Below are 12886 nucleotides of genomic sequence, written 5' to 3'. Positions count from 1 at the left end.
GCGCGCCTCTATCCGGCAGATCCGGTACGGCGAGCGGTCTCGCCGGCCCGCTGGTCGGCGTCCCTGACGGCGTTCGCGGTGGCGACCAGGTCCTCGACGACCCTGCTGACCAGCTCGGTCACGAACCCCATCGTGTCCACCGTGGCCACGCGCGCCCGTTGCATGGTCTCGGCGTACCCCCGTGCCACATCCCAGTCGCCGACGGCCGTGAACGACAGGTCGGGCACCCGGTGCCCGGCCGACTCGAGCCGGGGCAGCAGATCCCTCGACATGGCCCCCGCGACGTCCAGTAGCGCGTCCGGCCGGCACATCGCCTGATCACCGGCCGCCGCCGGGTCGATGACCAGCTCGGCGGGTATCCCGTGGTCGCCTTCAGCCATCGTTCGGCTCAGGTGCCCCAGCGCCGGACGTTCGCCTGCTCGGCGTCGCGCATGATCTCGGTCGCGTCGTGCAGGGCCGGGCCGAAGCGCTGCATGGTGTCACCCATCGTCACCACGGCCTCGTTCCACTGGCGCTTGGCCTCCAGGTAGACGCCCTTCGCGGAGCCGTCCCAGGTCTCCAGGATCTTCAGGTCGTTCTCGAGGTCGGTCAGCTCGCCGACGAGGTTGGCGTAGGCCCGGCCGAGTTCGGCCGCGATCTCTTCCATCTCGTCGAAATCGGCGAGGATGATGTCTCCGCCACCTGTCATTGGGATCCTTCCCTGACGTCGATCCCGCTCATTGGACGGCACCGCCGTTGAGCGCGGCCATGAGGTTCTTCGTGACGGCCTGGGTGGAGGTGCTGGCCTCCTCGTACTCGATCCCCGAGCCCTTGAGGTTCTCGGCGATCTGGTGGAGGGCGTCGATGACCTTCTTGAACTGCGGGTTCCACTCGTTGAGAACCTGCGTGTAGACGGTCGCCGACTCGCCCTTCCACGAGCCGCCGAGCTGCTCGGGGATCTGGAGCAGTCTGTTGTGGATCTGCGTGATGTGCTCGTGCGCGGTCAGCGCGCGAGCGGCCGCGTCGTGCTGACTGCCCTGCTGATAAGTGGTCGGCTGCGCCACGGTTCACCTCCCGGTATCGAACATGGGACAACGCGAGCACCATAAGCCGGTGCGCCGGAGGGCCGACCTGACTTCAACATTCCTGGAAATGTTGGATCACCCGGCGCGCCAGCCCCGCCGCCTGGCCCTGGGCAGCATGATCGCGACGAAGACCACCAGCCCGGTCACCGCGACCGTGCCTCCCGCGATGCCCACGGCCAGCCCGCGCGTACGCGGGTCTGGGGCGGTGGCCTTGGCCACGACGATCGGCGCCCCGCCGCCCGCCTTCTCCTCCGCGTCGGGCAGTACGGCGGTGACCGCGAGCAGCGGGTTGACCAGGCCCGCGCCGGTCCCGGTGGCGCCGCCGCCCTCGGCTGTCAGCTCCACCCGGCGCTTGACCTGCCACAGGTCGAGCTCCGGATGCCTGGCCCTGACCAGCGCCACGACCCCCGACACGTACGGCGCGGCGAAGCTGGTGCCGTCGAGGTCCGTACGGTAGCCGCCGCCCGTCCACGTGCTGGTGATCCCGGAGCCGGGGGCGGTGACGGAGACCCTGGTGGTGCCGTTGGAGAACGCCGACTTCGTGCCGTCGGGAGAGGCCGCGCCCACCGCGATCACGCCGGGGTAGTCGGCCGGGTAGGAGGGCGTCACCTCGCCGTCCTCACGCTTGACGTTGCCGGCCGCTGCGACGATCACCACGTCCCTGCTCTGCGCGTACGCGACGGCCGACTTGAGCTCCGGCTGGTCGTGCGCCTCCACGGACACGTTGATGACCTTCGCGCCGAGCTCGGCGGCCCTCCTGATGCCCCGGGCCAGCAGGGACACCTCGCCGTCCGGCGTCTCGGTCTGCTTGATCGACAGGATCCGCGCGCCCGGCGCGACACCGAGGAACGGTACGCCACGCGAGGTGAGGTCGCGGCCGGCGATGATGCCCGCCACGGCCGTACCGTGGCCCACGCAGTCTCGCTGGTCCGTGCCCGTCAGGTCCTCGGAGGTCGTGACCGCCCCGGCGAGCTGCGGGTGCCGCGCGTCCACGCCGCTGTCGACCACGGCGACGGTGACGCCTTCGCCCCGGGTCAGCCGCCACACCCGCTGGAAGCGCAGCCGTTCCTGCGGCCAGGGCTTGCCGCTGACGTCCTGGACCCCGGCCTCGGGGTTGCAGGAGGGAGCGGTCCCGTCCGCCTGCGCGGAGGTAATGGGCGTGATGGCGAGCAGCAGGGCGAGGGCGGTGGTGCCGGCCCAGGAAATGGCCATGTAAGGGGATTTTGCCGGTCTTGAGCGGCAAACCGGATTCCGTTCCAAATTCTTTGAAGTGAAACGCCGGCGCGCCCGGTACGGGATACAGAGGGGAGGGGCGCAGACCGATATCCGGGAGAGATTCATGCCGACACCTGACGACGGCGGCGAGCGGGACGACACCAGGGACGGCCTCGGCCTCCCGAGAGACCAGCGCACTGGCGTCGAGTCGGGCGAGGACGGGCGCGTCTACGACGTACAGCTGGACCCGCGCAACACCAAGGAAGAGTACACCGACTACCTGCAGACTTACGGGCACGGAGGGTACCCGCCGACCGCCCGGCCACGGGTCTCCGAGACGACGCGCGATGACTTGCTGACCAAGTACCACGTCGATCCGGGCGGGGCGAAGAAGGAGATGTTCATCAAGATCGCCGACTTCGTGGACCCGGAGACCGGCAAGCCGCGTCCCGACTCGCCCGTCGAGAAGCTCCGCGCCGACCTCGACCGGCTCAGGGGGCTGGGCGGTACGCCGAGCCTGGAGGTTCTCGTCACCCGCTCCACGCTGACCGAGCGCGACCTGGGTACCTGGCAGGCGGCCACCGACCTGAGGCTCACCACCGACAAGGCGCAGACCAGTCTGAAGAGCGCTGTCACCCAGCTCTGCTCGGTCTACGAGGCCATTCTGGAGACGCTCGACCAGACCGTGAAGGCGGCCATGGACGCCGACCAAGCCGTGGCCCAAGGCCTGCGCGGGACGGCGACATGACCGGTTACACCCTGTACCAGCTCAAGGACGGTGCCCGTCCGCTGCCCGATGACATCGCCACGAGCAAGGGTGACAGCGAGAACAGCCAGGGCATCGTCGACCTCATCCGTAACCACACCGACCCGCGGAAGATCGAGGACGCCGGCCACAACTACGCGACCCTGGCCGCGAGCTGCGAGGAGTCGATGCGGAACCTCCAGGCGGAGGCGCAGCGCATCGCCGCCTCCCTCGGCGGGGAGCCACTGGAGGGCGTCTTCAAGAAGATCGGCGAGCTCCAGAAGGATCTCGCCGCGGTGAACTACAGCGCTCAGACTGTCGCCAACCCGCTCATCTGGTACGGCCGTGATGTGCTGCCCTTCTTCCGGGACAACGTCCCCCAGGTCGGCAGCGCGGGCTGGGACGACGATCTGCGTGACAGCGTGTTCGGCACCGACGGCAACGCTCACGCCCTGGCCCGCCACCACCTGCGACAGCTCAACAGGTTCATGGGAGTGGTCTACGACCGGATCGCCCCCGAACTGGAGCAGCGCGCGGCTCCGCCCCCCGGCGCGGGTGTCACTCCCGTGGAACTGCCGAAGATGGACGGCCTGGGCGGCAACGGCCGACTCGGTGGTGGCGGTGTCTCCGATCCGTACACGGGCCTCGGCAGCCCGTACTCCAGCCTGTCCGGCCTGACCGACCCCACGTCGTCCGGTGTCGGGGACCCGTCCGGCCTGACCGACCCGAACCAGCGCCCGACCGATCCCAGCACGAACCTCCCGGACCCCAACGGCGCCCAGAACCCGAACCTCCCCGGCCTCGACCAGGCTGGTGTGAAGACCCCCGACCTGCAGAGTCCCCAGACCCCGGACCTGAAGAATCCCGGCGACCTCAAGACCCCGAGCCTGCCCGACACCAAGGCGAACCTGGCCGGCTTCCCGGACACCATGTCGCCCGACCTGGCCCACAGGGTGAACACGGGCGTACCCTCCACCGGCCCGCTCACCCCCTCGGGGACCGGCACCGCCACGACGGCCGCGCAGGGTGCGGGCGGCCTGACGGCCGGCGGGGCCGCGCGGGGTGGGACCGGCGGTATGCCGATGGGCATGTACCCGCCGGGCATGGGAGGTGGCGGCCAAGGCCAGGAGCAGGACCGCGAGCGGACCCGGTTCCCGATGATCGAGGACGAGGCGTTCGAGACCGACGACCTGGGCGGTCCCGCAGTGATCGCATGACGGCGACGGTGAGGGCTGGCTGCCCGTTTCTGGGAGTGAACGCGTGACGGTGACGGAGAAGGTCCGTGGTTACCGGCTTCAGGAGCGGGCCGGGCAGGACGGGCCGTGGAGCGCGTACCTCGCGACGGCCGACCGCGACGGCGCCTCGGTGCTGCTGCGGTCGCTGGCCTGCCGCCGGGTGGACAAGCGCCGGCTCAAGCCGCTGCTGCGCGGCTTCCGCTTCCCCGACGCACTCGCTGCCCATCCGAACGTGATCCCGGTGCTCGACATCGGCACCACCGCCGACGGCCGCCCGTACCTGGTGACCGAGTTGCACGGAGGCTACACGCTGACCGAGCGGCCCGGCCGGACCCGGCCGGCGCCGCCGGGCGAGGCGCTGCGCGTCGCGCGAGCGGTGGCCGCCGCGCTCGTGGCTACCCACGCGGCGGGCGGGGTGCACGGCGACGTACGGCCGGAGAACGTGGTCCTGTCCGAGCACGGCGAGCCCAGACTGACGGGGTTCGGCATGAGCGGGCTGATGTCACTGGCCGAACTGCCCGACGGGACGTCCGTGTCCGTCCACACCCCGCCCGAGCTGCTCGAAGGCCGCTCGGCCAGTCCGGCGTCGGACGTGTACTCGCTCGGGTCGATGCTGTACGAACTGCTCGCCGGGCGGCCCGCGTTCGCCCTGGACGGCCCGGACACCTCGGCCCGGTTCGTCTTCGGCGTGCTGAGCGAGGAGCCGCCTCCCCTGGCGCTCCCCGGCCTGCCGCCCGACCTCGTGTCCGCCGTCAATCAGGCGATGGCCAAGTCCCCCGACTCCCGCCCTACGGCCGCCGACCTCGCCACCCGCTTCGCCCACACCGTCCCACCGGCCCTCGACCAGTCGGCTCCACCCACCGCCCACCAAGCGGCCCCACCCACGTACAAACTGGTCGCTCCGAGCTCCCGCCTGACGCCATCGCAGACCGGACCCGGCTCGCCGTCGATGCCGTCGTTCCCCTCGGTGCCACCAGTGGCGGCGGTGCCGTCGTCGGCGGTGGCCGCTGAGACGTCGGTGCCGCGCGCTCTCGTCTGGACCGTCGACCCCGACCGCTCGGCGTCACTTCCCCGACCGCCTCGCCCGCTCTACCCGTCCTCCCACCAGCCGGGTACGGCGAAGCCGCAGGCCCCGGCGGAGCCGAGACGCAGGGGCAAGAAGGTCCCCCTGTTCATCGCCGGTACCTCCGGCCTGGCCGTACTGATCGGCGCGGCCAGCGTCGCCGCCGCCATGAACGGCCGCCCGTCGACCCCACCGCGGATCACCCTGGAGCCCCAGTCCGCCACAACCGGAGGCACCGACTCAGGGGCCGTAGGCGCCAAGCCCACGATGGCCGCCAAGCCACCCGACTCGACCGCCGCGACCCCACCACCCAGTGCCCTGCCGTCTACCGCGCCTTCCATCGCCCGCCCCGCCAAGACCCTGGACGCGGCGGCGATGAGCGCGCAGCGGCCCAAGGACCTGAGGCTGGTGACCGACAACGGCACGACCGTGACGCTGACCTGGAAACAGCAGCGCAAGAGCGACTTTCCCATGGTGCTCCAGCAGTCTCCCGGCGATCGCGTGCTGTCGATGGGGAGCGGCAGCAGCACGTTCACGGTTGGCGGCCTGGACGCGGCCACGGGCTACTGCTTCAAGGTCGGCACGGTGGTCAGACTCGGCCAGCCGTCCTCCGTCGCGTGGTCCCCGTCCCTGTGCATCCGCGGCGCGGTGGAAACCGACCCAGGCGGCCGGGACGAGCAGGTCCAGCCGCCCATCGTCCTCCCACTGGCCACCCCACCCACCTGAAAGTGGCGGCCTGGAGCGCGTCGAGCTGGGTGTCCAGGCACTGGCGGATGGTGGAGGCGCGGGCGTACCCGATGCGTTCTGGAGCCGAAGTGGCGGTAAGCCGGGTCACCTGACGGCGGACGGGACGATGTCGATGGCCTCGATCGACACGGCGGGGCGGAAGGTCAGGAAGGGACGTTCGTCGCTGTCGTTCAAGTCGGTCGTGACGACCCGCTCGGGCGAAGATCCCGGACGCACGACCCGGCCACCGGTGATGGCGAGGTAGCCGCTGAAGTTCCGCCTGGTGAAGCGGCGCTCGCTTCCGGTCTGGACGTCGATCGCGATGAGGGGGCTCTCGTCGTCGGGCTCCGGGTAGACGATGAGTTCCCGGTCGGACGTCCAGACGGAGTGCGCCCCGGGTAGGGCGACCCGATCTTCGTGGACGCCGATCACCTTGCCGGAAAGGTCGAGGACGATGGTGGTGATGACGTCGTCCAGCGTCAGATAGGTGGCGGCGAGGAGTCGCCCGTCCGGGGACCAGCTGATGGCGTCTTCCTGCCAGTAGCCCTCGGCCGACCAGAGCGGCTGCCGGGCGCCGGTGGCGGTCTCGATCAGCACGATGCCGGCGATCTCGTCGCCCACGCCGGGGATTCCGGGTCCGTTCGACAGGTCGGCCAGGACGGCGATCCGGCTGCCGTCCGGTGAGAGCGCCGCCCGTACGAAACCGTCCGAGACGAACTCCTGTCGCGCTCCGGTGGCGAGCGCGTGCAGCACCACCCGCATGGGTTCGGCGCCGTCGTCCTGCCGCGCCAGGAACACCAGCCGGGTCCCGTCGGACGACAGCGACACCGTATTGCGGGAGAGGTGGGCCGGGAGCCCCGGGACGGTCACGAACTCGTCGCTGTCGGCGTCCAGCACGAGCACGACGTCCCGATCGAGGCCATGAGCCGCGACGACCATCCGAGCCGCCCGCACCGGCCGTGCAGCCGACGTGTCGAATGCGATCTCCCACGACCGGTGGACGACCACGGTACCTCCCAAGAGCGAATCCGAGCCGCAGCATAGTCAACGATCACGGAACGTGGTGATTCCAGATCTGCCGCAAGCCGATCTTCATGGTGTACGTTCCCGCTGCGATCTTTATGTCCCATTTATCCGAGGTGAATGCGTGCGGCGTCTCTGCGTAATCATGGTGGGCGTGCTCGTGGCGTCACTGTTAGGACCCGTCCACGAGATATTAACGGCCAGAATGGCGGCAGCGGCAGCGGCGGCGGTGACCGCAGCCGCCGCCCCCTGCCCCCCGAACAGTGACGACTGGTCGAACGCCGGCAGAGGTGACAAACGCTGCGTGTTCAACAGCATGTACGCCACCCGCCGCCGCATCAACAGCTCCTGCCTGACCGCTCGTCCCGCGCTCGGCACCTACATCTACCAGCAGCCCAACGAGTGCAGCGCCGGCGGCGGCATCGAGGCCATTGGGCAGGCGCGCGCCATCAAGTACCTGAACGACCACCTCGGCGTCCCGCCGCCCGCACAGCCCGGCGCGGTCATCAACCCGAACGTCCAGTGGGAGACGTACCTCAACAACGGCCGCGATCGGCCCGACATCGTCTACTACGACCGGGTCGGCACCAGCTTCGCCGAGGTGGTCGAGGCCAAGGTCAAGGGCAACCCGGACTATGAGGGCTGGGGACGCCAGGTCGGCCGGTACGTCGCGGCGATCGCCGCCAACGGCGTCAACGGCGTCCGCGCCGGGTCGGTCCTCGACCGCTGGGGCGGGTACGAGGACTGGTTCCAGGTCTACGGCAAGGGAAAGACGTGCCCGCTCGCCGGCGGCGGCCAGGGATACCAGCTGTCCACCTACAGGGCCACCTCGCCGGCCTCCGGCCTCCTGGACATCCGGGAGGTGAAGAAGGAGCGCAAGTGCGAGAGGCAGAAGGACCCGGCGGATCCCAACAGTCCGCCCGCCAAGATCCCGGTCGTGGACGAGGACGACGACGACTTCAAGTGGGAGCCCCCGGACTACCTTCTGCCGCTGATCAGGGGCATCCGGACCGTCGGTCCGACCACGCTCGCCGAGGACATCGGCGCCTATGGCAGCGTCGAACTCGCCGCGGCCGAGCTGACCGCTGAGATAGAGCTGTTCCTCGCCAGCCAGGCGGGCAGGGCGTTCCTGCTCGAGGCCGGCTTCGCCACGATCGAGATGGCGCTGGCGATCGGCGCAGTGGCGCTGGTCGGCCTCATCCTGTGGTGGTATTTCACCCACCACGGCAGTCTGGTGAAGGGCGAACCGCACTTCACCACCCCGGACAACCTGGGCTACGACCTGCAGTCCGTCGGCGAGTTCATCCTCGCCCAGTCCGACAAGTGGAACCTGGAGATCCAGGGCCGGCTCAGCCCCGCCAGCGGCGGCAGGGACGTTTCGGTGATGTTCGACGCCGCGATGGAGGCCGGCGACCACCTGGTCGAGTTCCACGAGGACGACCTGTACATCGACAACCAGAAGCGCACGCTCGACACCGGCAAGCTCCTCCACCTGGGCAAGAACGCGTTCATCCTGCGCAAGGACGACAAATGGGCCGTCATGTTCGACGGCGTGGCCGGCCCTGCCCTGTCCTGGAGGAGGGGCGCCGCCAGCCTCTACATGCCGCCGACCCCCGACAGTGACCTCGTGGGCCTGCTCGGCAACGCCGACGGCAACCCGAAGAACGACCTGCGTCTGCGGGACGGCACCCAGCTGCCCGCCAACGCCTCGCCGACCGTGCTGCACAGCAGCTTCGCCGACTCCTGGCGGATCGACGACAACGAGTCGCTGTTCACCTACGGTCCGGGCCAGAGCACCGCGACCTTCACGAACAAGCAATTCCCGGCCAAGATCGTCTCGATCGCCGACCTGACACCCGAGCAGGTCCAGCTGGCGACCACTCAGTGCGAGGCGAACGGCGTCCCGGCGGGCCTCCAGTTCAACGACTGCATCCTGGACATCGCACTCACGGCGGACACTTCGTTCGCGAAGGCCGCCGCCGAGCAGACGAAAGCCATCCTCGACCCGACGGCGCAGGCCGTCAACGAGGACGGGGACCTGGCGATCGACTTCCAGGGGGCGCTCAGCTCGAACGTGCGGCCGTCGCGGGTGTCGACCGATCCGGCGGTGAGCACGTTCGCCGGGCCGTTCAGCGGGACGGATTCGTACCGGTTCTACGCGCAGTCGCTACCGTCTCACAAGAGCGGGACGCTGAGCTTCGACCTGCTGGCCGTCGGCGACTGGGCGTCCGACTCCGACACCGAGACGGTCCAGGTCGAGACCGACCGCGGCACCCCGTACACGATCACGCCGAGTACGCTGACGCCCGTCGCGACCGGGAAACTGGCGACCGGCCTGCCGTGGGCCAGGTACCGGATCACGATGCCGGTCACCCACAACAAGAGCCAGATCGAGTTCAAGACCACGGCCACCGGGGTGGCGGGCATCTCGAACCAGGCGTTCGGAATCGACAACGTCAACCTCGACCTGGACGTCACGCCGCCACAGACGTTCACGGTGTCGCTGCCGTTCACGGCCTCAGACGGCGTCCCGGCCGCAGGAGCGGGCAACCTGGAGACCGAGGTCGCGCGCGACGAGTACCAGTTCACTCTGGGCCAGCCGGGTTCGATCTTCGTTGACGCGCAGGAGTGCCCGGGGCTCTGGTTCAACTGGGAGCTGTTCAACGCCGCGGGCGCGAGCGTCGCCGCCAACTCGCTGTGCGGTGACAAGCGCCTCGACAGCCTCGCGGCGGGCGCGTACCGGCTACGCGTTTCACCGCACGAGGACGAGTTCGGCGCTTACAAGCTCAGCGTGAGCACGATCGCGCCCGACGTCGTCAAGACCGCGGCGATCGGCGGGCCGAAGGTATCGCTGGCGACCACCCAGCCGGGCCAGTACGGCACCTGGACGTTCGCCGGAACAGCCGGCCAGAAGGTCTCCTTCGAGTTCACCGACGGCACCCTGAGTTCGAGCACCGACGCCACCGTGCGGGTGAAGCGACCCGACGGGGCCGTCCTGGCGTCGCAGAGCTGCGGCAAGACCTGCTTCATCGACACCGAGACCCTGCCTGTCACCGGCACCTACTCGGTGGTGTGGGATCCGAAGGACGCCAAGACCGGCTCGCTCGCGCTGCAACTGTTCGAGGTGACCGACCTCACCGGGACGGTCGCGCTCGGAGCGCCCTCCACACTGACGACCACGGTTCCCGGACAGGACGCGTACTGGTCGTTCGCCGGTAAGGCCGGGCAGCGGATCGCGTTCGGGGTCAGCGGGCTGACCAGCTCCGCCTACGCCTCGGTTCGCAAACCGGATGGAACGCCGCTGTACGGCTCCACCTACTGCTCGACCGCCTGCGCCTTCAACACCGTCACGCTTCCCGCGGACGGCACCTACACGATCGTCGTCGATCCGACCGTCGCGCGGCCGGGGCCGATGACGGCAGGGGTGATCGCGGGCGATGTCACCGGCTCCCTGACCGTCGGCGGGGCACCGGTCAAGCTGACCACCGCCGGGCCGGGGCAGAACGCCACCTGGTCGTTCGCCGGGACGGCCGGTCAGCGCATCGCGTTCGTCCTGACGGGCGGGACGTGGGACAACAACGGGTACGCGCGCGCCTCGGTGCGCAACCCGGATGGCACGGACCTGTTCAAGCCGGCCTACTGCCAGCCGTCGTGCACGTTCGACACGGTCACGCTGCCGGTGACCGGGACCTACACGGTGGTCGCCGACCCGTACGGGGCGGCCGTGGGCTCGATCTCCGCGCAGGTCGTCGCGGGCGACGTCACCGGCTCCCTGACCGCCGGCGGGGCACCGGTCAAGCTGACCACCACCGGGCCGGGGCAGAAAGCCACCTGGTCGTTCGCCGGGACGGCCGGTCAGCGCATCGCGTTCGTCCTGACGGGCGGGGCGTGGGACAACAACGGGTACGCGCGCGCGTCCGTGCGCAATCCCGACGGATCGGACCTGTTCAAGCCGGCCTACTGCCAGCCGTCGTGCGCGTTCGACACCTCCACGCTGCCGGAGACCGGAACGTACACGGTGGTCGCCGACCCGTATGGAACGGCCGTGGGCTCGATCTCCGCGCAGGTCGTCGCGGGCGACGTCACCGGGACGCTCACGCCGGGTGGTGCCGCGGTCAAGCTGACCACCACCGAGCCGGGGCAGAACCCGACCTGGTCGTTGGCAGGAAAGTCCGGGCAGCGGATCTCGATCACGATCTCGGGCGGAACGTTCACCAGCGCGCAGGCGTCAGTGCTCGGACCGGACGGCTCGGTCTTCCTGCCGAAGAAGTCCTGCTCCACCTCCTGTTTCTTCGATGCGACCGTACTGCCGGCGGACGGCACCTACCAGGTGGTGGTCGACCCGGCCGGCATCTACACCGGCTCGGCCTCCGCCCAGGTGAACCTCGTGGCGCAGGACGTTGCGGCGCAGGTCACCGTCGGCGGGCCGGCGTCCACGCTGACGACCACGATCGCCGGACAGCACGGTGTGTGGACGTTCGCCGGGACCGAGGGCCAGCAGGTGTCGTTCAACTTCACCGGTTCGACGTTCACCTCCAGCTCGGACATCAAGGTCAAGGTCAAGAAGCCGGATGGAACCGACCTGGTCGCCGACACCCGCTGCGGCGTCAACTGCCTGCTCGAGCCGACCGTGCTGCCGGTGACCGGTACTTACACGGTCGAGCTCAACCCGCAGAACGCCAAGACGGGTTCGCTGGCCCTGCAGCTCTACACGGTGACTCACCTGAGCGGCAGCGTCATCGTCGGAGGCGCCGCGTCCAGCATCACGACGACGACGCCGGGCCAGAACGGAACCTGGTCCTTCTCCGGCACCGCGGGCAAGTCCGTCTCGTTCAACTTCACAGAAGCGAGTTTCGCCAGTGCGACCGGTGCTCGGGTGTCGGTGAAGAAGCCTGACGGCTCCGTGCTGGTTTCGGCCACTTACTGCGGTCGGAACTGCTTCCTGGAACCGATTGCTCTTCCGGTGGCGGGTACCTACACGGTGGAATTCGACCCGCAGGATGGGAATGTTGGAAAGCTGACCGCTCAGCTCTACACGGTGACTGACCTGACCGGCAGCGTCACGGTCGGAGGCGCCGCGTCCAGCCTCACGACGACGGCGCCGGGCCAGAACGGAACCTGGTCCCTCTCCGGAACCTCGGGCCAGCTCGTCTCGTTCAACTTCACCGATGCCAACTTCGCCAACACCACCGGCGCCCAGGTGACGGTGAAGAAGCCTGACGGCTCCGTGCTGGTGGCGGCCACCTACTGCGGCCGCAACTGTTTCCTCGACCCGGTGGCCCTGCCGGCCACAGGCACCTACACCGTCGAATACAACCCCCGAGACGAACAGGTCGGCAAGCTGACGCTGAGGACCTACTCGGTCGCCGACCTCTCTCCGGTGAACATCACCATCGGTGGTGCCACCTCGACCCTGACCACCATGACCCCAGGCCAGAACGGAACCTGGACCTTCAACGGCACCGCCAACCAGAAGGTGACCTTCACCTTCACCAACTCCAGTTTCGGCAGCTCCGTCGACGCGCAGGTATCGGTGAAGAAGCCCGACGGCACCGCATTGGGCTCCACCGCCTATTGCGGCCGCAACTGCACCATCTCCGCGACGACACTGCCCGCCACGGGCACCTACACCATCCTCTTCGACCCCAAGGCCGAAAAGACCGGCGCCCTGACCGTCAAACTCGCGCTGGCGAGCTAGATCAGAGCTAGATCGGCACGACGAACCGGCGGCGTGGGCTCGGTGGTGAAAGCCACCGAACCCACGCCGCCGTGGCGTTTACAGATGTTGGGATATGTTCGGGTCGAGCCGAGATAC

Annotated in this window: 9 protein-coding genes; 4 read left to right on the top strand and 5 right to left on the bottom strand. The window is 69.3% G+C overall.

Annotated features, from left to right (window positions below; translation table 11 throughout):
* Positions 1-8: 8 nt before the first annotated feature.
* From AB0L53_RS23075 to mycP, 4 genes are all read right to left on the bottom strand, one after another.
* Positions 9-380: a hypothetical protein gene (locus tag AB0L53_RS23075; protein WP_363997147.1), complete on the bottom strand. Its 372-nt coding sequence runs from the start codon at positions 378-380 to the stop codon at positions 9-11.
* An 8-nt stretch (positions 381-388) separates the two neighbouring features.
* Positions 389-688 (bottom strand): WXG100 family type VII secretion target, encoded by a 300-nt coding sequence (locus tag AB0L53_RS23070; protein WP_357647093.1) that lies wholly within the window; start codon positions 686-688, stop codon positions 389-391.
* Positions 689-716: 28 nt separating this feature from the next.
* Positions 717-1043, bottom strand: coding sequence for a WXG100 family type VII secretion target (locus tag AB0L53_RS23065; RefSeq protein ID WP_358426307.1), 327 nt, complete (start codon positions 1041-1043; stop codon positions 717-719).
* A 96-nt stretch (positions 1044-1139) separates the two neighbouring features.
* On the bottom strand, positions 1140-2276 hold the full coding sequence (mycP, locus tag AB0L53_RS23060) for a type VII secretion-associated serine protease mycosin (protein ID WP_363997142.1): 1137 nt from the start codon (positions 2274-2276) through the stop codon (positions 1140-1142).
* Positions 2277-2403: 127 nt separating this feature from the next.
* Here mycP and AB0L53_RS23055 point away from each other — a divergent pair, with 127 nt between their 5' ends.
* From AB0L53_RS23055 to AB0L53_RS23045, 3 genes are read left to right on the top strand one after another with little or no spacing between them, the layout of a single operon-like run.
* A complete protein-coding gene (locus tag AB0L53_RS23055; RefSeq protein WP_363997139.1) occupies positions 2404-3027 on the top strand; it encodes a hypothetical protein in 624 nt (207 codons plus the stop codon).
* The gene (locus tag AB0L53_RS23050) at positions 3024-4241 is read left to right on the top strand and encodes a hypothetical protein (protein WP_363997136.1); all 1218 of its coding nucleotides are present in this window, start codon (positions 3024-3026) and stop codon (positions 4239-4241) included. The genes AB0L53_RS23055 and AB0L53_RS23050 overlap by 4 nt, the downstream gene beginning before the upstream one ends.
* 43 nt (positions 4242-4284) lie before the next feature.
* Entirely contained in the window at positions 4285-6048 is a 1764-nt protein-coding gene (locus AB0L53_RS23045; RefSeq protein WP_363997133.1) for a protein kinase, read from the top strand.
* A 105-nt stretch (positions 6049-6153) separates the two neighbouring features.
* On the opposite strand, the gene AB0L53_RS23040 is transcribed toward AB0L53_RS23045, so the two are convergent.
* Positions 6154-7056 (bottom strand): hypothetical protein, encoded by a 903-nt coding sequence (locus AB0L53_RS23040; RefSeq protein ID WP_363997130.1) that lies wholly within the window; start codon positions 7054-7056, stop codon positions 6154-6156.
* Positions 7057-7375: 319 nt separating this feature from the next.
* On the opposite strand from AB0L53_RS23040, the gene AB0L53_RS23035 reads away from it, so the two are divergent.
* Positions 7376-12769, top strand: a complete 5394-nt coding sequence (locus AB0L53_RS23035; RefSeq protein ID WP_363997127.1) for a VWD domain-containing protein — start codon at positions 7376-7378, stop codon at positions 12767-12769.
* Positions 12770-12886 lie beyond the last annotated feature (117 nt).

Origin of the sequence: Nonomuraea sp. NPDC052129, from assembly GCF_040680095.1 — a bacterium.
Classification (GTDB): Bacteria; Actinomycetota; Actinomycetes; order Streptosporangiales; family Streptosporangiaceae; genus Nonomuraea.
The sequence above is the reverse complement of the archived record's forward strand: the minus strand, read 5'-3'. Positions and strand labels throughout refer to the sequence as shown.

Coding starts and splice junctions, on each gene's coding strand:
- AB0L53_RS23070 (WP_357647093.1), bottom strand. CDS start 688: ATGACAGGTGGCGGAGACATCATCCTCGCCGATTTCGACGAGATGGAA.
- AB0L53_RS23055 (WP_363997139.1), top strand. CDS start 2,404: ATGCCGACACCTGACGACGGCGGCGAGCGGGACGACACCAGGGACGGC.
- mycP (WP_363997142.1), bottom strand. CDS start 2,276: ATGGCCATTTCCTGGGCCGGCACCACCGCCCTCGCCCTGCTGCTCGCC.
- AB0L53_RS23050 (WP_363997136.1), top strand. CDS start 3,024: ATGACCGGTTACACCCTGTACCAGCTCAAGGACGGTGCCCGTCCGCTG.
- AB0L53_RS23075 (WP_363997147.1), bottom strand. CDS start 380: ATGGCTGAAGGCGACCACGGGATACCCGCCGAGCTGGTCATCGACCCG.